We start from the raw sequence: 19,192 nt of genomic DNA on the forward strand, positions 1-19,192 counted from the left end.
TTGTCCACCCTGCTCAGGAGCCACTTTTAATGCATAGCCCCGCCCAAGACATCGTTGACCTGCGCAGCGACACCGTCACCCGCCCCACCGCCGCCATGCAGGCCGCCATGGCCCGCGCACCGCTGGGCGACGACGTGTTTGGCGACGACCCCACGGTCAATGCGTTGCAGCACGCGCTGGCCGAGCAACTGGGTTTCGAAGCGGCGTTGTTTGTGCCCACCGGCACGCAGAGCAACCTGTGCGCGATCATGGCGCACTGCCAGCGTGGCGACGAATACATCGTGGGCCAGATGGCGCATTGCTACCGCTGGGAAGGCGGCGGCGCAGCGGTGTTGGGCAGCGTGCAGCCACAGCCCTTGGTGCACCAGGCCGACGGCATGTTGGCCCTGGCCGACATTGAAGCCGCCATCAAACCCGACGACGCTCACTTCGCCCGCACACGTTTGCTGGCGCTGGAGAACACCATTGGCGGCAAGCTGTTGCCATTCGACGCTTTGCAGCAAGCCACCGCGTTGGCGCAAACACGCGGCCTGGCACGCCACCTGGACGGCGCACGGCTGTTCAATGCCGCGACGGCACAAGCCGCGCTGACCGGCGCCTCCGTGCGCACGGAGGCCCAACGCATCGTGGGCAATTTCGACAGCGTTTCGGTCTGCTTCAGCAAGGGCTTGGGTGCACCTGTGGGTTCGGTGCTCTGCGGCAGCCGCGACTTCATCCACCGCGCGCACCGCATCCGCAAGATGGTGGGCGGCGGCATGCGCCAAGCGGGCGTGCTGGCGGCTGCCGCGCTGCACGCTTTGGAGCATCACGTCGACCGCCTGGCCATCGACCACGCCAATGCACGCCGTCTGGCCGAAGGCCTGGCGGGCATCGAGGGTCTGGAGGTGCAAGCGCCCCAGAGCAACATGGTGTTTGTGCAGTTGACCGGCGAGGCGCGTGCGCGTGGCCCGGAACTGCTGGAGCATCTCAAGGCCGTCGGAGTATTGGCGCTGGGCTTGTATGAGCTGCGCTTCGTCACGCACTTGGATGTCGACAGCGCTGGTGTAGACCGCGCAGCGCAGGCTATTCGGAGCTTCTTCCATGCCTGACCTGCACCACCTGCTTCTGTTCCTTGCCACCGGCATGCTGCTCAACCTCACGCCCGGGCCCGACGTGCTCTACATCGTGACGCACAGCCTGCGCTCGGGGGCACGCGCCGGCATCGTCGCCGGGCTGGGCATCACGGCCGGCTGCTTCGTGCACATCTTCGCGGCTGCGCTGGGTGTGAGCGCGTTGATGGCCGCATCGACCCACGCCTTTACGGTCTTGAAATGGGTGGGCGCAGCCTATCTGCTCTGGGTGGGTGTGCGTATGTTGCTCAGCCGCGCGCCAGCAGCCAAGCCGAAAACTACAAATTTAATAGCTACCCCCGCAGAACCCATAAGCGCTAGAGCCCTCAAAATAATCTTTGTTGGTGGCTTTTGGACCAACGCATCCAACCCCAAGGTGGCGCTGTTTTTCTTGGCCTTTTTGCCGCAGTTCGTCGCCCCCGGCACCACTAACACTTCGCTGGTGTTTTTGCTGCTGGGCACCTTGTTCAATTTCAACGGCATGTTGGTCAACTCCGGCTGGGCACTCTCCGCCGCCTGGATGTCCAAGCGCTCCGGCGTCACCCAGCGCGGCATGCATTGGCTTGACCGCGCAGCCGGTGCCACGTTCATCGGCTTTGGCCTGAAGCTGGCCTTCACCGACCAGCCCAACCGTTAAAAAAATCAAAGGAGATTCCGCCATGCCCAACACCCACAAGATCACGCCACAAGAAGCGCTGCAGCGCACCATCGAGCACCGCGAAATCTTCCACGACGAGATGCTGCACATCATGCGCATGATCATGAGCGGCGAGATGTCGCCCGTGATGACCGCCGCGCTCGTGACGGGCCTGCGGGTGAAGAAGGAAACCATTGGCGAAATTACCGCCGCCGCGCAGGTGATGCGCGAGTACTCGACCAAGGTGAACGTAGCCGACACGCGGCACCTGGTGGACATTGTGGGCACCGGCGGCGACGGCTCACACACCTTCAACATCAGCACCTGCAGCATGTTTGTGGCAGCGGCCGCAGGTGCCAAGGTCAGCAAACACGGCGGGCGCAGCGTCAGCAGCAAAAGCGGCAGTGCCGATGTAATGGAAAGCCTGGGCGTCAACATCAACCTCTCGCCCGAACGCATCGCCCAATGTATTGCCGAAGTCGGCGTGGGCTTTATGTTTGCCCCCAACCACCACCCCGCCATGAAAAACGTGGCGCCGGTGCGCAAGGAAATGGGCGTGCGCACCCTCTTCAATATTCTGGGTCCGCTGACCAACCCGGCCGGTGCACCGAATATTTTGATGGGTGTGTTCCACCAGGATTTGGTGGGCATTCAAGTGCGCGCGCTGCAGCGCCTGGGCGCTGAACACGCGTTGGTGGTCTACGGCAAAGACGGCATGGACGAGGTCAGCCTGGGCGCCGGCACCGTAGTGGGTGAATTGAAGAACGGCGAAATTTCTGAGTACGAAATCCACCCCGAAGACTTTGGCATGACCATGGCCAGCAACCGCGCCCTGCGCGTGGAAACGCCGGAGCAATCCAAAGCCATGCTGATGGGTGTGCTGGACGACACCCACGGCGCCGCACGCGACATCGTGATCTTGAATGCAGGTGCTGCGCTGTACGCGGCCAATGTGGCCGACTCTCTGTCCAGCGGATTTGCCCTGGCCAAAAAAGCAATTGAGTCAGGCGCAGCCCGCGCCAAGCTCGCGGCACTGGTAGAAGCCAGCCAGCGCTAGACCACGGAGGCCGCCGAACCCGTGCCCGGCTTGAGAGACTTCACCGTCTTTGAAAACCGCAAGGCCTCGAACAGCTCCAGCAGCACATCGTTGGCCGCACGTGTGGCCGACAGGAAGTGGTTACGGTTGTACTCCAGCATGTTCGCCTGACCGCGGCCCTCAACGTGCAGCGTTTCCACCACCCGGCCTTCCACGTCGGAGATCACGAGCTTGAGCCGAATGTTGAATTCACTCGGCGGCCAGGCCAACACCGTGTCGGATGAGGAGTCGGTGTCAATTTCGGGCGTCACGACCCAGGTGATTCCCGCTTTTTTCAGCGCGTAGGTGTCCTTGGGATCGCGCACTTTGCTGGCGCCGATAAACACGCTGGAGAGCACCTCGTACAAACCGGTTTCCAAGTCCCGGTAAGGGTAGTAGCAAACTTTCTCGCCACCACCGCCCGGCGTGGTCACCATTTCGTCACGCGCCGCGCTGGAAATGAAGTACCCCACCTTTTGCTGCACGGGCACGCTCTCGTCAAACTGCACCGCCGCGAGATTGGGCTCCATGCGAATGGGATGTACGTAGCCAAGGTAGCCGAGTCCTACCAACAATGCCGCAAAAAACGGGGCAAGCCGGTTCATGGTTGTGGCGCCGCGGATGTGCATGGTGCAGTGCAACATGCAATAGTCGCACCAGCCAGTTGAGGTGCGTGGTCACACCTCTGCGGCATGGCAAATCGCGCGCGCTCACCGCCTATTTCGGTGCGAGGTTGGGGGAATCGGTGGTCCCAAAGATGGAAGGCTCGCGCCCCAAAAAGGGGGCTTGGAGAGTGTGATGGTGCAGACATGTACGCACTTTATTCGTGAACATAAAATTCCAAAAATAAATACTGCATACAAGTTTCAATTGAAACGGGATGAATTTATTACCCGTGAAATTTGCGACTAATTTCACGAAACCATCCCTGCCCCAGCCGAGGCAAAGCAAGTGATGACAGCTACGCCGCCACCGTCATGCCGCACTGCGTCTCGCCAAAACTACCGCGCGGTAATGCGCGCGTCGGCAGGGGCGAAGTGCACGCCTACTTTTTGCCCTGGTCCTGCCACAGCTTGCAGGGCATCGCTGAACACCAGCAGCTCACCGAGTGGCGTGGCCACCAGGCTTTCCATGCGGCTACCCAAATAGGCTTGGCGCAATACCTGGCCAGGCAACACACTGCCCTCGCTCTCGCCCAAGCGAATACGGTGGGGCCGGATCGCCAAAGCCACCAAGCCGTCAACCATCCCCGCCGGGGGCAGCACCGGGACGTCCACATTTTCGGCACGGAAGAAATGTTGGCCATTGACCAAAATCAACTCACCGTTGATGAGGTTGGCGTCGCCAATGAAGTCGGCGATGAAACGCGTGGACGGTGCTTCGTACAAATCGCGCGGACCGCCCATCGCGGCGATGCGGCCCTTCTCCATCACCAAAATGCGGTCAGACACGGCCAGCGCTTCTTCCTGGTCGTGGGTGACGTAGACCACGGTGAGGTTCAGGTTTTGCTGCAGGTCGCGAATGTCCTGGCGCACTTTGCGGCGCAGCTTGGCGTCCAGGTTGGACAGCGGCTCGTCGAACATCAACACCGCCGGCTCCAGCACCAGCGAACGCGCCACGGCCACGCGCTGCTGCTGCCCGCCCGAGAGCTGCGACGACAGGCGCCCGCCCAGGTCGGCAATGCCCAGCAGCTCCATCTTGGCTTGCGCCTGTTCAATGGCTTCTGGCTTTTTGATGCCCGAGGCCAGCAGGCCGTAACAGACGTTCTCCAGCGCTGTCATGTGCGGGAACAGCGCGTACGACTGGAACACCAGACTCACGTCGCGCTGGTTGGCCGAGACCCCCGTCACATCGCGCCCATTGATGCGAATGCTGCCTTCTGAGGGCAGCTCCAGCCCGGCAATCAGCCGCAGCAGCGTGGTCTTGCCGCAGCCCGAGGGACCGAGCAGCGTGACCAACTCTCCTTTGGCGATGGTCAGGTCGAGTGCGGGCAACACTACCACTTTGCCGAAGCGTTTGACGACCTGCTTGAACTCTACGGCTACCGGTGCTTGGGTCATGTCTCTGTCTTTCTTTTTAGTTATGCAGCAGCCACCGCGCGCCGCCCAATGTTCGCCGTGCCCACCAGCCGCTGGATCATCAACACGCAGAACAGCATGATCACGATCAACACCGACGAATAAGCAATCGCCAATGCGTATTCGCCCACCTCCACGCGCCCCGCGATGTAGACCGTGGCCAGGTTGTGTTTGGCCGTGGCCAGGAAGATCACCGCACTCACCGCCGTGATGGCGTGGGTGAAGCTGAACACCAGGCTGGCGATGATGGCCGGGCGCAGCAGCGGGATCACCACACGCAAGAAGGTGCGCGAGGTGCTGGCCCGCAGCGTGCTGGAGGCCTCATCCAACGAACGGTCGAGTTGCGACAGGGCCGACACCGTGGCGCGCACCCCCACCGGCATGTTGCGGAACACCAGGCACAACACAATGATGGCGAAGGTGCCGGTGAATTCAAGCGGAGGCACGTTAAAGGCCACGATGTAGGCCACCCCTATCACCGTGCCCGGCACAGCGAAGTTCACCATGGTCAAGAACTCGAACGTGCGCCGACCGGCAAACACATGCCGGCTCACCACGTACCCGCCCAGCACACCCAGCGCCGTGGTGATGGGCGCGGCCACCGCTGCCACTCCGAGCGTGGTGAACAGGCTGTCCCACGCCGAGCCAGTGAACACCAGCCCACCCACACCCCAGTCGATGCCAAAGCCGGTGGCAAAGTGCGCCAGCGACGGCGTGAGGTCAAACCGCCCAATGTCTTTGACCACACCGCCGAGCAAGATGATGCCGTAAGACACCACGGTGAGCAGCGCCCAAGGCGCCACCAAGGCGATGGCACCCCACTTAACGCCGGTGGGCAATGGCGCGGGCACACCGCTGTCGCCCTTGCCGCCCACCGAGGTGTACGAGGCCGTGCCCAGCCAGCGCTGCTGCAAGGCAAACACACTGACGGTGAGCAACAACAAGGTCAACGCCAGAATGGCCGCACGCGAGGCATCGTGCTGCGCGCCCGCAATGGCGAAGAAGATCTTGGTCGATAACACTTCAAAGTTGCCCGAGAGCACCAGTGGGTTGGCAAAGTCGGCCAGACTTTCCACAAAGCCGAGCAGGAACGCGTTGGCAATGGCCGGGCGCACCAGCGGCCACGTCACGGTGCGGAACACATGCCAGCGTGTGCCGCGCAGCACCTGCCCGGCTTCTTCCAGCGTAGGGCTGACCAACCGCAGCGCACCGCTGATCAGCAAAAACGCCAGCGGCGTGAAACACACCACTTGCGCCAGCCATACGCCCGGCAAGCCGTAGATCCAACGCGAGCGCGGAATCGAAAACCAGTCGCTCAGCAACTGCGTGACCACGCCCGTGCGGCCAAACAGAATGATGATGGCCAAGCCAATCACAAACGGCGGCGTGACCACCGGCAAGATCGACAAGATGCGCAGCGACGACTGAAACCGCTGGCCACCCCGCTCGGCCAACAGCGCCAGCGCAAAGCCAAACAAGGTGCTGCCCAGCCCCGCCAGAATCGCCAGCACCATCGAGTTGATGGCCACACCGCAGCGCACATTGCCCACCAGGCAGCCCACACCCCACACGTCTTCATTCAGGAAGCGCGACATGGCGGTGCTCAGCACCCACTCGCCTTGTTCGTTGACAAACGCGGCCATCAACATGCGGCCGATGGGGTAGACCACAAAGACCAGCAGCAGCAGCGACATCACACACACCGTGCCAGCAATGGTGGCGTCACTTTTAAACGCGCCATTGCGCGTGGCAAACCAACTGGCCACGCCCGCCAACAGGCAGGCGGCGGCCACATACCCGGACGATGACGTCCAGGGCAGCAACAAGAATTCGGTGCCGACGGCCAGCAGCGTCAACAACCAGCCGTAGGGGTCGGAGAACGACCGCTCGCCCGCCGCAGCGGGAGATGTCAGAGAGCGCACGTGAAGAGCTTAGTGAGCGTAGAGAGGGCTAAGCGCAGCGCTTACTTCGGCAGCGCGCCAACGTCTTTGTCCCACTTCGTCAGCAGGCGCGTGCGCTCGGCAGAGGCACCGTATTTGGCGAAGTTGTAGTCGATCAGCTTGATGTCCTGCAGCTTCGGCGCTTGTGGTGGCGAGGTGGCGTTTTTGTTCGACGGCACCTGGTACGAGTGCGCCTGGATGGCGATCGCCTGCGCCTCGGGGGTCAGTGCCCAGTCATACCACTTCTTGGCGTTGTCCATGTTCTTCGCACCCTTGATGATGCTCATGCTGCCAATCTCGTAGCCCGTGCCTTCGCAGGGTGCCACTACTTTCACGGGCGCACCCGCCACGGCGTGGGTCACGGCATCGTGCAAGAAGGTGATGCCGATCAGGCTCTCGCCCGTGGCAGCGGCGCGCGCCGGTGCGGCGCCCGACTTGGTGTACTGGTTGATGTTGCGGTGCAGGGCCTTCATGTAGTCGAAGGCTTTGTCTTCACCCATGATTTGCACCAGCGTCGCCAACATGGTGTACGAAGTGCCCGAAGAGTTGGGGTTGGCCACCTGCACTTCGTCTTTGAACTCGGGCTTGGTCAAATCGGCCCAGCACTTGGGTTCGGTCAGCTTGCGTTTCTTCAGCTCATCAGTGTTGTAGCTGAAGCCCAGCGCGCCGGCGTAAATGCCCACGGTGCGGAACTTCGAGGCCTCGGCCTGCTTCACGGCCCAGGGCTGCAAATCGGCCAGCTTGGGCGACTTGTAGGCTTCGGTCAAACCCTCTTCAGCGGCTTGCAGATGCGGGTCGCCCGTGCCGCCCCACCAGATGTCACCACGCGGGTTGGCGGCTTCGGCCTTGATTTGGGCATAGGTCTCGCCCGAGCTTTTGCGCGTCATCGACACCTTGATGCCGGTGGTCTTCTCGAACGCCGCCACCATGGGGCGGCACCACTCCTCCTGCACGTTGCAGTAGACCACCAGCTCTTCTGCCGCATAGGCAGAAGGTGCGGCAAACGCGCCCGCCGCCACAGCAGCAACCGCCAGCATTTTGATGTTCAGAATCTTCATGGTTTTGTCTCTTTCTTTTTTAAAGTCCACTACTAGCTCACACGAACCCAACTCGTCACCGCATCAGCGTATGCCTATGCATGCAAATCAATACCCGTTAAAACACTGATCTCTTTGGCCAATGCCGCATTGGTGGCCAGCACGGCATTGCCTTGGCTCACGGCATTGGACGTCCAGAAGTGATTTACGTGGCCACCGGCTTCCGTCACCAGCAGCAGACCGGCCGCTACGTCCCAGGCGTTGATGTGGCCTTCAACATAAGCCTCGGAGCGGCCAGCCGCCACGTAGGCCAAGCCCAGGGCCCCAGAGCCCGCGCGGCGCACCGAGCAGCCCGCGTCCATGGCGTGCTGCACGTAGTTCATGAACACCGATGCGGGTTGCCGCGCCGACCAGCCGATCTCGATCGACGACTCGGTCATCTTCTCCACCGGGCTGACCTGCATGCGTTTGCCGTTGCACCAGGCGCCCTGCCCACGCTGGGCGATGAACAACTCATCGGCCATGGGTGCGTAGATGGCGCCGGCTTCCAATACACCATCGACCAGCAGGCCAAGCGAGATGCAGAAGTGCGGCATCTGGCGCGCGAAGTTGGCCGTGCCGTCGATTGGGTCGACGATCCACAGACGCTTGGCGGTGACGTCGCCACCGTCTTCTTCGCCTAACACCGCTTCGCCGGGAAAGTGCTTCTCGATCTGCGCACGCACGTAGCGCTCTACCGCGCCATCGGTTTCGGTCAGGTAGTCTTGCCGGCCTTTGAGGGAGTAGGCCGGGCGGTCTGGCGCATTAAACGCGTCGCGCATCAACGTGCCAGCACCGCGCACGATGTCTTCAATGGATTGGAGTAGGTGGTTCATTTTTTAAAAGGCAAAGGTGGGTTGACCAGCATCCATTCGTGCGCCGGGTCGTTCTTGAAAACCCAGAACCGATTCGGCCCGGCCATCACGTTGAGGTAGTACAGGTCGTAGCCGTGCGGCGCCACCACCGGGTGGTAGCCACGCGGCACCATCACCACATCGTGGTCTTCCACGGCGCAGGATTCGTCCAAACTGCGGTCGTCGGTGTAAACGCGTTGGAACGCAAAGCCTTGCGGCGGGTTGAGGCGGTGGTAATAGGTTTCTTCCAACTGCGTCTCGGTGGGCGGGGTTTCCTGGTCGTGTTTGTGCGGCGGGTAGCTCGACGAATGGCCGGCCGGCGTGATCACTTCCACCACCAGCAGATGTGCGGCACCGGGATCGTCGTGCGGTAGGATGTCGCACACATAACGCGTGTTGCTACCCGCGCCGCGCACGCTGCGGCGCATGCCGGCCGAATCGATGAGGCGCGCCTTGCGCAGCACGGCATCGGCCGGGGCGGTGCACAACGCCACTTCGGCATCGCGCTCGGCGGTGACGCGTACCGTTTGTTCGCGCGGCACAAACACGGCAGCGGGTGGCAGGTCGTCGAATACGCTGTTGCGTTGGCCGAGGTGGTCGAACATCTGGCCATCCACGGTGACCTGCACCGTGCCCGTGAGCACCACGATGCACAACTCGTCGGCGCCGGTCTGCAGCGTCTCCACTTCGCCAGCCTTTAAACGCACGGCGCGGAAACCCACGTAGTGCCAGCCGGCGCGCGCGGGCGTGACGCTGACAATCTCGCGCCCTTCGCGGGCGGCTTTGGCGAGCAAGGGGCTGACCATCTCAGGCTCCTTTCGACGAGGCGTTGAGGGTGTCGACCAAGCCGCGCAGCGTGTCGTAGCCCTTCTTCGCGTAGGCGTAGCTTGGCGCCACCGCCGGGTCTTGCTCAGCTTCGACCACCAGCCAGCCCTCGTAGCCTGCGGCGTGCAAGGTGCTCAATACGGCTTGGTAGTCGATCACACCGTCGCCCGGCACGGTGAAGCCGCCGTACAACACGCTGTTCAAAAAGCTCCAGCCATCGTTGCGCGCCTGGCTGATGACTTTGGGGCGCACATCTTTGCAATGCACGTGCACCACGCGTTTGACGTGGCGCTGCAGCAAGGTGTTGGCGTCGACCGCGCCGCCGAAGTAGGCGTGGCCGGTGTCGAACAGCAGGCCCACTTTGGCGGGGTCGGTCAGTTCCATCAAACGGTCAACGTCTTCGGGCGATTCAACATACGCGCCCATGTGGTGGTGGTAGGCCAGCTTGATGCCGTAGGTGGACAGCAGGTGGGCGCCAAAGGCATTCAGGCGCTCGGCGTAGGCTTGCCAAGCGGCATCGTTGGCGAAGCGTGGGCGCTTATGCAGGGGTGTGTCGATGTTGCCCTGGATGGTGCCGGCGCATTCGCCGTAGACCACCACTTTGACGTCGTTGTACTGCAGCTTTTCCATGTGGGCGCGGCAGCGTTGCACTTCGGCCTCTACCAAGTCTTCAGCCAGAAAGCCCGAATACCAGCCAGACACACAGGCCAGGCCAAACGCGTCGAGCTTTGCTTTCAGGCCGGGGCCGTCTTTGGGGAATTTGTTGCCCAGCTCAAATCCTTCGTAGCCGATTTCTTTGCCTTCAGACAGCGCGGTCTCTAGCGGTGTTTCGCCGCCGAGCGACGGCAGGTCGTCGTTCATCCAGCTCAAGGGGTTGACGCCAATGCGCACGTTCCAGGTCATGGTGTTTCTTTCACTAAATTGATAGCTGCTTGCGCTTACTGCATAAGCGCCAGAGGCCAATTTGATTCATATCGCTTATGAGGCTCACAGCCGCTGCTCTTTCTTGGCGGTCAGGTAGTTTTCGTGCGCTTGCGCCACTTCAGGCCGCTCCGACACCTCGGGTATCGCCACCTCCCACCAGCAACCGCCGTCTTCGGTGGTGCGGGTGTGCGTGGTGTCGATCACCACCACCTGGGTTTTGCTGGCGGCGCGCGCGGCCTGCATGGCGGTGGCGAGTTCCGTCAGGTTGCGCACATGCACGGCGTCGGCACCAAGGCTGCGGGCGTGCATGGCGAAGTCGATGCGCGGCGCGGGGGCACCTTCCGGTGTGCAGTCGTCCAGCATGTTGTTGAAGCGTGCGCCGCCCGATGCCAACTGCAGCCGCTGGATGCAGCCGAAGCCCTGGTTGTCGAGCACCACGATGATGAGCTTTTGCTGCAGCATCACCGACGTGGCGATCTCGGAGTTCATCATCAGGTAGGAGCCGTCGCCCACCATCACAATCACTTCTTGCTGCGGCCGCGCCAGCTTCACGCCCAGGCCACCGGCGATCTCGTAGCCCATGCACGAATAGCCGTATTCAATGTGGTAGTTGCCGGGGCCAGCGGCGCGCCAAAGCTTTTGCAGCTCGGCCGGCAAGGTGCCCGCGGCGCAGACCACCACGTCTTCGGTGTCGCTGGTGGGGGAAGAGTCGCGCACGGCACCGATGACTTCGGCGTCGTATGGCAGCAAGTTTGCATCCTGCTCCAACAGCCCAGGACTGGTGATTTGCGTCACACGTTCGCGCCACTGCTGGCCGCGCGTCTGTGCCAGTTTCGTCCACGCGGCATCCGCGCGCCAGCCCTTCAGCGCTTCAGCCAATTGGCCCAAGCCCACACGAGCATCGGCCACCAGGCTGGTGCCGCCCCACTTGGCGGCATCTACCGGTTGCACATTCAGGCCGACAATGCGCGCGGTGCTGAACAGGCTGTGCGAGCCCGTGGTGAAGTCTTGCAAACGTGTGCCAATGGCCAGCACCACATCGGCCTCGCGCGCCAGCGCATTCGCACTGGGGGCACCGCAGACGCCAATGGCGCCCACGTTGAGCGGGTGATCCCACGCCAGGCTGCTTTTGCCGCCTTGGGTTTCCACCATCGGCACGCCATGCGCTTCGGCAAACTGGCGCAGCGCATCCCAGGCCTGGCTGTAGAGCACACCACCGCCCACCACGATCAACGGGCGCTGCGCGGTGCGCAGCAAGCTGGCCGCCGCTTGCAACTCGCGTGCATCGGCCGGCGGGCGGCGAAAGTAAACGGTACTGGGCGCCAAGAAAGACTTGGGACAATCGAAGGCCTGAGTCTGCACGTCTTGTGGCAAGGCCAGGCACACCGGGCCGCAGTTGGCGGGGTCGGTCATCACTTGGATGGCGCGGGGCAGCGCGGTGAGGATTTGCTCGGGGCGCTGGATGCGGTCGAAGTAACGCGTGACGGGACGGAAGGCATCGTTCACGCTCACGTCGCCGTGTGCGAAGTCTTCCAGTTGCTGCAGCACCGGGTCGGGCGCTCGCGAACTGAAGGTGTCGCCCGGCAGCAGCAGCACGGGCAGGCGGTTGACGTGGGCCAGCGCGGCGGCTGTGACCAGGTTGGTGGCGCCGGGCCCGATGGAGGTGGTGACGGCCATGATGCGCTGGCGAAACTGCGCTTTGGCGTAGGCGATGGCCGCGTGCGCCATGGCCTGTTCGTTGTGCGCGCGCAGCGTAGGCAGCGCGGCGCGCTCGGCCCACAAGGCTTCGCCGATGCCCGCCACATTGCCGTGGCCGAAGATGGAAAACACACCGGCGCAATAGGGCTGCAGGCTGCCGTCGGCCATTTCGATTTGCAGCGCGGTGAGGTGTTTCACCAGCGCTTGGGCCATCGTCAAGCGTTGTGTGGCGTTTTGGGTGTTCATCGTCTGCATTACCGTTGCACTGCTGCGGGTCGGCTGGCACGCCAGGCATCGACCAGCATTTCAAAATTGCGCGCCACCTGCGACACCAGGCCCGCGTCGTCCAGCGTACCGGCTAGCCATTGCTGCGCGGGCGTGGCCCATAACGAGCGGCCGACCATGAAGCCTTTGACGATGGCGTTTTGCGCTTGGCTAAAACTCGCCGCCAACTCTTGCAGCGGCTGGTTCAACCCGAGGATGACCGCGCCACGGCATTGTGGATCGCGTGCGGCCACCAGTTGCGCCAGCGCGGCCCAGCCAGGCTCGGTCATGGGCGAGAGCTTCCACCATTCGGGCCGAATGCCTAGGTTGTAGATGCGTTGTACCGCGCGCAGCACAGCTTCGTCCTCGGTGCCGGCGGGCGTCATGGCCTTGGGGCAGATCACTTCGAGCAGCAACTCGTGGCCGCTGGTGCGCGTGGCTTCCCACAGCTCGGCCAGTTTCAACTCTTGCTCCAGCCGCAGGTCGGACGCGTCGTCCGGGTGGTAGTGCACCAGGCACTTCACCACCTGCTCGGCCGGCCATTGGTGCAGCGTGCTGCCGATGGAGCGTGTGCCGTCAAAACGCAGCGGGCGCGAACTGGGCAGCTCCACCGGGCGACCCACCCACCAGCCGCGCCCGGTGGCGCTGGCCAGGGCGTCGGCACCGTAATCGCCACCGTCCACCAACACGCCGCCGCTGCCCTGCAACTGACGCAGGCGCTCCACTTGGGCGTAGGCTTTGACCAGCAGCTTCTTCAGCGCCGGGATGCGGGCTTCGCTCACCCCGGCGTTGCGTGCCATGTCAAAAAACTGGCTGCGGTGGTCAAACGCCATCACGTTGAGCGACGCCCACTGTTGCCGCGCGGCGGTGGTGCGGTGCAAATGCGAGAGTTGGCGGTCGGCGTCGACCTTGGGGTTGCGCTGGCCGCTGAGCCAATGCGCAATTTCTTCAGGCGTGGGCATGGCCGGTGCACAGGCGTGGCGCGACACCACGATGGCACCGCACACATTGGCGGTGGCGGCGGCCTCGGTAAACGGCCGACCACGCAAGAAGCCGCTCATCAGCCCCGCAGCAAACGCATCGCCCGCGCCCAAGACGTTCATCACTTCGATGCGCTCGCCGCGTACGGTTTCGGCCTCTTCAATGCTGGCCGGCACGGCGCCCGGAATGAAGCAGCAGCCCGCTGCCCCCAGCTTCACAACCAATGCGGCGGGCGTGACCTTGCGCACGGCGCGCAGCGAGGCCATCAGGTCGCCGGCCACACCACCGGCAATCGAAAATTCTTCTTCGGTGCCAATGAGCAAGTCAAACTTGGGCAGCATGGCCTGCAGTTGCGCGGTGACGGCCGCGTCGGCCACAAAACGGTTGGCGCCCTCGCCGCGTTTGGTCAGGCCCCAGAGAACCGGGCGGTAGTCGATGTCGAGCACGCGCAGCACGCCGTGTTTCTGCGCGTATTGCAGTGCCACGGTAGAAGCCTCGCGCACCGTGGGCGCGCTGAGGTGGGTGCCGGTGATGAGCAAGGCGCGGCATTGGGCGATGAACGATTCATCGAGCTGCGCGGCGTCGATGGCCATGTCGGCGCAGTTTTCGCGGTAGAACAGCAGCGGGAAGGTGTCGCGGTCTTTCAGGCCCAGCAACACCAGGCCGGTGAGGCGCTGCGGGTCGAGCTGGATTTGCGTGATGTCGCAGCCCTCGCGCGCCAGCGTCTCTTGCAGGAAGCGGCCCATCTGCTCGTCGCCCACACGCGAGATCATGGCCGCGCGCAAGCCCAGGCGCGCCACGCCAAACGCGATGTTGGCCGAGCTGCCGCCCAGGTATTTGGCAAAGCTGGACACGTCTTCCAGCCGCGCGCCCACTTGCTGCGCATACAGGTCGACCGCCAGGCGGCCCAGACAGGCCAGGTCGAAACGGCGGCCGGAGGGGATGGACAGGTTTGCGGTCATGGAGGGTGAAATAGTGGAAGGTTGAGGCGGCTTGGCCTACAGCTTACCGAACACAGATGCAATTTTTCATCGTGTTTTCCATTAGAAAATATATTCTAATTTTGGAAAACAACAGCCGATCCTGGCTACTCCGTCTCAGCGCACGATCAGGGGTGCGTCAAACACGCAGCGCCAGTCGGCGATGGGCGTGTCTTTGGACGACAGGCAAACCGAGAGATGGTCGAAGTGAATGCTGCGCTCCGCAAAACGCGCGCGCAAGGCATCAACCAAAGCCAGTTGGTGCGGCTGCACCTGGCCGTAAGCCAGGCTGATGTGCGGGTAAGGAGACAAGCCCTCCGCCGTGCCCGACAAGGCTTGCGACTGTTGCTGCAGCCCGTCAAAAACGGCGTGATCCGCAAAACGCAAGAACAGACAGCGAAAGAAAAAGTCGCTGCGTTGCACTTCGAGCACCGGCCAGGTTTGCGCCGAGCACGTGGCGGCCAGTTGGCGGGTGTGCGCCGCCACCGTCTCCAGCGGCAACACCAGGTCGCCCTGGATGGTGATGTGGGGCTCAAAGCTGGGCTGGCCAAACTGCGGGGCCAAGTCATCCACCAACGCCTGCAGCATGGCCGCATCTGCGGCGCAGGGCATAAGCCAGATGGAATAGGCAGGCGTCATTTGCCCACACCCGACAACACGTCGGCCTTCAAAAAGCGCTCGACAAACAACATGAACAACACCGATGGCACCAACAACAGCAGCGCGGTGATGGAGGCGATCTGGTAGTTGCCCTCCAGCGCAGCGTTCAGCATGGTGAGCGGCAGTGTGCGCACGTTGGGCACACCCACAAAGAAGGTGCCGGAGAACTCGTCGAGCGAAATCAAGAACACAAAAATCGCGCTGGCCATCAAGCCTGGCGCGGCCAGCGGCAGCGACACGGTCATGAACGCGCGCAATGGCGAAGCGCCAAGGTTGCGCGCAGCCTCCACTTGCTCGGTGCCGATGGCGGCGAAGGTGGCGGAAGCGATCCACACCGCAAACACCAGCCCCTGGATGGCGTGCACCAGCATCACGCCCGGAATGGTGCCGGTGAGCCCCAAGCCGTAGAAGATGCGCGCGATGTTGAGGTGCACCGCGATGGTGGGGAACGCCTGCGGTAGCAGGAAGAACAGCAGGAACAGGCTGCGCAGCGGCAGATCGCGCTTGGAAAGGGCGTAACCAGCCGGAATGGCAATCGCCAGGCTCAGCAGCACGGTGAGCACGGCAATCACCAGGCTGGTCCACAGCGCCTGCATGGCGCCGGCTTCGGGCCGAAATACCTTGGTCCAGAACGCAAAACCCCAGCGCACCGGCAGCTTGGCGGGGAAGTACCAGGCCTCGGTGACCGTCCAGATCAGCATGTTGAGCAGCGGGCCGAAGATGGCCACCGCCAGCAGGCCGATCAACAGGCCACGGAAGATGCCGCCCACCGCTGACGGCAAACGGAACCCGTGCGCATGCAAAGGTGGCAACGGCTGCGAAGAAGAGAGTGAAGTGGACAAACTCATCGCGGCTTGCCTCCTTCACGGATGCCTTGGCGCAGGTAAAACCAGGCCGCCACGCCACTCATGGCAAACGACACAAAACCCAGCGCGTTGGCCACGCCGTAGTCGCCATAAGAGTTGACGCGCCAGGCCATGTCCACCGTCAACAAGGTGGGCGAACCGGCGACCAGCATCATCGGCACCGACAGCGCCGAAAGCATGGTGACAAACGACAGAATCAACGCCACAAACACGGTGGACTGCACTTGCGGCACCACAATCTCCAACAAAATACGGAAGCGCCCGGCGCCCAGGCCACGTGCGGACTCGATCATCGAGCGGTCCATCGAGGCCATGGCGCCGCTAATCAGCAGCGCGGCGAACGGCAGTTGCTTCCACACAAAAGTGATGACCACGCCGCGCCAGTCGAGCAGGCTGATGGCGTGCAAGGGGTCGACCACGCCGAGCGACATCAGCGCGTTATTGAGCATGCCATTCTTCGCCAGGAAGGTGCGCATCAACTGCGCCGCCACCACAAACGGAATGAACAGCGGCCAGCGGTAAATCCAGCGCAGCAGCGACACGGCACGCGGGTTCTCACCCAATGTGAGGTAGCCCGCGATGGCGATGGCGAACACGCCGACCAGCGCCGTCGACAACACAGTGACGCCCGCCGTCAAAGCGATGTCGCTGCCGTAGAGCGAGAAGGCTTTGTTGAAGTTGGTCAAGTCCCACGCGCCGGTGGACTCGTTGCGGAACGCAAAGGCGAGCGACACCAGCAGCGGGTAGACAAACAGCAGGCCGACCATGACCACGGCCGGCGCCATCAAGAGCAGCGCCGGGCCCAACCTGCGCATGGGGGAGTCCCCGCTAGGCTTGATCACAATTAATTCTGAACTTGGGCTTCGTATTGTTCGCGCAGGTCTTTGAAGTACGGCGCGAGTGGGAACGGCTTGCCGTTCTTGGCCAGTTCAGCCGGCGTGATGTCGACAAACAGCGCGTTCCACACCTTGGGGTCAAGTGCGGGCTTCACCACGTTGGCATCGATGCCCGGGTACCAGTTGAAGCGCTTGACAATGCCTTCGGCTTGCACTTCGGGGCTGGTGGCCAGTGCGATGAACTTCTTGGCCAAATCAACGTTCTTCGCCTTGGCGGGAATGGCGTAGTAGTAAGGCTGGCCAGGCATGCCGGGCGACAAAATCTTCAGGCGCAGGTTGGGCGCCAGGCGGCCTTCGGCCTTCCAGCTTTGGAACATGTCGACCCACACCGGGCCCATGGCGATTTCGCCACGGTTCAGCATGTCGAGTGTGCCGGCGTTGCCCGGCGTGAAGACGACTTGCTGGTTGAAGGTTTTGAGATCGGCAAAGGCCTTCTTCCAGCCGGCGGAGTTCTTCACGTCGTACGGGCCTTGTTGCACCACGTCGGGGTTACCGCCGTAGGCGTACATCCAGCCCACGATGAAGGCCACACCCGACATGCCGTTCTTCAAACCGTTGTAGCCGAATGCTTTGGGATTCTTGGCGACGAAGGCGCGCATTTCGTCGTATGAGCTGGGTGGGTTCTTCACCAGGTCGGGGTTGTAAGCGATGGCGGTTTGGCTCTCGAACATCGGCATCACGTAGCCATCCACATTCACGCCCAGCGCTTGTTTGGCCGACTGGCTGACCGCATATTTACCGGTGGCAATGCTGTCGCGGTATTTCATCAGCAGGCCTTCGTGCACCATCTCGCCGGTTTTTTGCTGGTTGGGAATGACCACGTCGGTGTCCCACGTCGCCACACCGGCGCTTTTTTGCGCCTGCAGTTTTTCGAGCATCTTTTGCGAGCCCGCGTCGTCTGGGCCGGTACCCACCACGCTGACCTTCACGCCGGGGTTCTGCTTTTCAAACAGTGGGCCCAGGTAGTCGGTGATGTAGTCGACCATGTTCTGCGAGCCGCCGCTGATCACGTTCAGCGTGGTTTGCGCGTGGGCCAGGCCGCCCCAGGAACCCAGGGCAATGGCGATGGACATCGCCACGGAACGGTGCATGTTTTTCATGAAAACTCCTTCGAGGAAATAAGACAGTCAAAAAGTTGGGGAAATCAAACCTTGGTCAGCCGTGCGCCACCGCCACACGTTGCGGATCGCGTGGGTAGACGTGCAAGGCGTCTGCGGGCACACATACGGTGACATCGGCGCCGTGGGGCACGGCGCTGGGGTGGTCGATAAAAAAGCTGCCGCTGGGCGTGGCCACTTCACAGCGGTAACCGCCGCCCAGGTAGCTGACCTGGCTGACGCGGCCGGGCAGTTGCAGCGCGCCGTCTGGCTTGGGGCGTTGCAGTTGCAGGGATGCGCGTTCGCTGCGGAAGTGCACTTGCACGGCGCCCGAGACCACGCGATCGGCGTCCGCCATGCGGGCGCCATCCACACGCGCTTGGGGCGCTCCATTCAATCCAGGCACGCGCAACTCCATGCCATCGCCCTGGCGCGCAGCCTGGCAATCGATGATGTTTTCAGCCCCCATAAAAGACGCCACGTAGGGCGAGGCGGGCCGCTGAAAAACGTCTTCAGGCGAGCCGATCTGCGCGATCTTGCCTTGGTCGAGCACCACCACCACATCGGCCATCACCATGGCTTCTTCGCGGTCGTGCGTCACCAAAATAGCGGTGAGGCCCAGGCGGCGTTGGATGGAGCGGATTTCGTGGCGCATCTGCAGGCGGATGCGGGCGTCGAGGTTGGACAAGGGCTCGTCCAGCAGCAGAATTTCGGGTTCCACCGCTAGCGCGCGGCCCAGTGCCACACGTTGGCGCTGGCCGCCAGACAAGGCGGTGACGGGGCGGTCCTCAAAACCGGCCAACCCCAGCATGTCGAGCAAGGCGACGACGCGGCGCCGGATCTCGGCTGGGGCTACTTTGCGCAGCTTCAGGCCGTAGCCCATGTTCTGCCCCACGTTCATGTGCGACCACAGCGCGTACGACTGGAACACCATGGCCATGCCACGGCGCTCGGGCGGCTCGGCCAGGATGTCGCGGCCCTTGACGGTGATGCTGCCAGCCGCTGCGGCGTTAAAACCCGACAGCGTGCGCAGCAAGGTGGTCTTGCCACAACCCGACGCGCCCAACAGCGCCACGAAGCGGCCGGGCTCGATGTCCAGGTCAATACCCTTGAGCACTTCATTCGCGCCATAGGCCACGCGCAGGCCGCGCACGGAAATCATCGGTTGGGTTGGCATGGACTGGGGCGCCTTACTGGAATCTGCTGAACTCTGAAAATGACACGAAGCGGTG

17 protein-coding genes are annotated in these 19,192 nt (G+C 62.8%); 3 read left to right on the forward strand and 14 right to left on the reverse strand.

Annotated features, from left to right (window positions below):
* The first annotated feature begins 29 nt into the window (after positions 1-29).
* Genes ltaE through trpD form a run of 3 tightly spaced genes read left to right on the forward strand, consistent with a single transcriptional unit; the run spans position 30 to position 2,803 of the window.
* A complete protein-coding gene (gene ltaE / locus ACPWMG_RS24470) occupies positions 30-1,088 on the forward strand; it encodes a low-specificity L-threonine aldolase (protein WP_483302089.1) in 1,059 nt (352 codons plus the stop codon).
* Positions 1,081-1,746 (forward strand): LysE family translocator, encoded by a 666-nt coding sequence (locus ACPWMG_RS24475; protein ID WP_483302090.1) that lies wholly within the window; start codon positions 1,081-1,083, stop codon positions 1,744-1,746. Before ltaE ends, ACPWMG_RS24475 begins: the two co-directional genes overlap by 8 nt.
* A 22-nt stretch (positions 1,747-1,768) precedes the next feature.
* On the forward strand, positions 1,769-2,803 hold the full coding sequence (gene trpD / locus ACPWMG_RS24480) for an anthranilate phosphoribosyltransferase (protein WP_483302091.1): 1,035 nt from the start codon (positions 1,769-1,771) through the stop codon (positions 2,801-2,803).
* Here the strand turns inward: trpD and ACPWMG_RS24485 are convergent.
* The 14 genes from ACPWMG_RS24485 to ACPWMG_RS24550 all read right to left on the reverse strand — a co-directional run bounded on the left by ACPWMG_RS24485 (position 2,800) and on the right by ACPWMG_RS24550 (position 19,137).
* Positions 2,800-3,426 carry a hypothetical protein gene (locus ACPWMG_RS24485; RefSeq protein ID WP_483302092.1) on the reverse strand — a complete coding sequence of 209 codons (627 nt, stop codon included), beginning with the start codon at positions 3,424-3,426 and terminating at the stop codon, positions 2,800-2,802. The genes trpD and ACPWMG_RS24485 overlap by 4 nt on opposite strands.
* Positions 3,427-3,822: 396 nt before the next feature.
* Entirely contained in the window at positions 3,823-4,881 is a 1,059-nt protein-coding gene (locus tag ACPWMG_RS24490) for an ABC transporter ATP-binding protein (RefSeq protein ID WP_483302093.1), read from the reverse strand.
* A gap of 20 nt (positions 4,882-4,901) precedes the next feature.
* Positions 4,902-6,821 (reverse strand): ABC transporter permease, encoded by a 1,920-nt coding sequence (locus ACPWMG_RS24495; RefSeq protein ID WP_483302094.1) that lies wholly within the window; start codon positions 6,819-6,821, stop codon positions 4,902-4,904.
* Positions 6,822-6,862: 41 nt separating this feature from the next.
* On the reverse strand, positions 6,863-7,897 hold the full coding sequence (locus ACPWMG_RS24500; protein WP_483302095.1) for an ABC transporter substrate-binding protein: 1,035 nt from the start codon (positions 7,895-7,897) through the stop codon (positions 6,863-6,865).
* 74 nt (positions 7,898-7,971) lie between these two features.
* Positions 7,972-8,751 (reverse strand): inositol monophosphatase family protein, encoded by a 780-nt coding sequence (locus ACPWMG_RS24505; protein WP_483302096.1) that lies wholly within the window; start codon positions 8,749-8,751, stop codon positions 7,972-7,974.
* Entirely contained in the window at positions 8,748-9,575 is an 828-nt protein-coding gene (iolB, locus tag ACPWMG_RS24510; protein WP_483302097.1) for a 5-deoxy-glucuronate isomerase, read from the reverse strand. The genes ACPWMG_RS24505 and iolB overlap by 4 nt, the downstream gene beginning before the upstream one ends.
* Position 9,576: 1 nt before the next feature.
* Positions 9,577-10,497 (reverse strand): myo-inosose-2 dehydratase, encoded by a 921-nt coding sequence (gene iolE, locus ACPWMG_RS24515; protein WP_483302098.1) that lies wholly within the window; start codon positions 10,495-10,497, stop codon positions 9,577-9,579.
* 84 nt (positions 10,498-10,581) lie between these two features.
* Positions 10,582-12,462 (reverse strand): 3D-(3,5/4)-trihydroxycyclohexane-1,2-dione acylhydrolase (decyclizing), encoded by a 1,881-nt coding sequence (iolD, locus tag ACPWMG_RS24520; protein ID WP_483302099.1) that lies wholly within the window; start codon positions 12,460-12,462, stop codon positions 10,582-10,584.
* An 8-nt stretch (positions 12,463-12,470) separates the two neighbouring features.
* Entirely contained in the window at positions 12,471-14,423 is a 1,953-nt protein-coding gene (locus ACPWMG_RS24525) for a bifunctional 5-dehydro-2-deoxygluconokinase/5-dehydro-2-deoxyphosphogluconate aldolase (protein ID WP_483302100.1), read from the reverse strand.
* A 135-nt stretch (positions 14,424-14,558) separates the two neighbouring features.
* Entirely contained in the window at positions 14,559-15,080 is a 522-nt protein-coding gene (locus tag ACPWMG_RS24530) for a hypothetical protein (protein ID WP_483302101.1), read from the reverse strand.
* Positions 15,077-15,949, reverse strand: coding sequence for an ABC transporter permease (locus ACPWMG_RS24535; RefSeq protein WP_483302102.1), 873 nt, complete (start codon positions 15,947-15,949; stop codon positions 15,077-15,079). Before ACPWMG_RS24535 ends, ACPWMG_RS24530 begins: the two co-directional genes overlap by 4 nt.
* Entirely contained in the window at positions 15,946-16,782 is an 837-nt protein-coding gene (locus ACPWMG_RS24540) for an ABC transporter permease (protein WP_483302103.1), read from the reverse strand. The genes ACPWMG_RS24535 and ACPWMG_RS24540 overlap by 4 nt, the downstream gene beginning before the upstream one ends.
* A gap of 29 nt (positions 16,783-16,811) precedes the next feature.
* A complete protein-coding gene (locus ACPWMG_RS24545; protein ID WP_483302104.1) occupies positions 16,812-17,963 on the reverse strand; it encodes an ABC transporter substrate-binding protein in 1,152 nt (383 codons plus the stop codon).
* Between the two features lie 55 nt (positions 17,964-18,018).
* The gene (locus tag ACPWMG_RS24550; protein ID WP_483302105.1) at positions 18,019-19,137 is read right to left on the reverse strand and encodes an ABC transporter ATP-binding protein; all 1,119 of its coding nucleotides are present in this window, start codon (positions 19,135-19,137) and stop codon (positions 18,019-18,021) included.
* Positions 19,138-19,192 lie beyond the last annotated feature (55 nt).

Source organism: Hydrophilobacter chitinilyticus (genome assembly GCF_049860745.1).
In the GTDB taxonomy this organism is placed as follows: Bacteria; Pseudomonadota; Gammaproteobacteria; order Burkholderiales; family Burkholderiaceae_C; genus Rhodoferax_B.

Coding starts and splice junctions, on each gene's coding strand:
- ltaE (WP_483302089.1), top strand. CDS start 30: ATGCATAGCCCCGCCCAAGACATCGTTGACCTGCGCAGCGACACCGTC.
- ACPWMG_RS24475 (WP_483302090.1), top strand. CDS start 1,081: ATGCCTGACCTGCACCACCTGCTTCTGTTCCTTGCCACCGGCATGCTG.
- trpD (WP_483302091.1), top strand. CDS start 1,769: ATGCCCAACACCCACAAGATCACGCCACAAGAAGCGCTGCAGCGCACC.
- ACPWMG_RS24485 (WP_483302092.1), bottom strand. CDS start 3,426: ATGAACCGGCTTGCCCCGTTTTTTGCGGCATTGTTGGTAGGACTCGGC.
- ACPWMG_RS24490 (WP_483302093.1), bottom strand. CDS start 4,881: ATGACCCAAGCACCGGTAGCCGTAGAGTTCAAGCAGGTCGTCAAACGC.
- ACPWMG_RS24500 (WP_483302095.1), bottom strand. CDS start 7,897: ATGAAGATTCTGAACATCAAAATGCTGGCGGTTGCTGCTGTGGCGGCG.
- ACPWMG_RS24505 (WP_483302096.1), bottom strand. CDS start 8,751: ATGAACCACCTACTCCAATCCATTGAAGACATCGTGCGCGGTGCTGGC.
- iolB (WP_483302097.1), bottom strand. CDS start 9,575: ATGGTCAGCCCCTTGCTCGCCAAAGCCGCCCGCGAAGGGCGCGAGATT.
- iolE (WP_483302098.1), bottom strand. CDS start 10,497: ATGACCTGGAACGTGCGCATTGGCGTCAACCCCTTGAGCTGGATGAAC.
- iolD (WP_483302099.1), bottom strand. CDS start 12,462: ATGAACACCCAAAACGCCACACAACGCTTGACGATGGCCCAAGCGCTG.
- ACPWMG_RS24525 (WP_483302100.1), bottom strand. CDS start 14,423: ATGACCGCAAACCTGTCCATCCCCTCCGGCCGCCGTTTCGACCTGGCC.
- ACPWMG_RS24530 (WP_483302101.1), bottom strand. CDS start 15,080: ATGACGCCTGCCTATTCCATCTGGCTTATGCCCTGCGCCGCAGATGCG.
- ACPWMG_RS24535 (WP_483302102.1), bottom strand. CDS start 15,949: ATGAGTTTGTCCACTTCACTCTCTTCTTCGCAGCCGTTGCCACCTTTG.
- ACPWMG_RS24540 (WP_483302103.1), bottom strand. CDS start 16,782: ATGCGCAGGTTGGGCCCGGCGCTGCTCTTGATGGCGCCGGCCGTGGTC.
- ACPWMG_RS24545 (WP_483302104.1), bottom strand. CDS start 17,963: ATGAAAAACATGCACCGTTCCGTGGCGATGTCCATCGCCATTGCCCTG.
- ACPWMG_RS24550 (WP_483302105.1), bottom strand. CDS start 19,137: ATGCCAACCCAACCGATGATTTCCGTGCGCGGCCTGCGCGTGGCCTAT.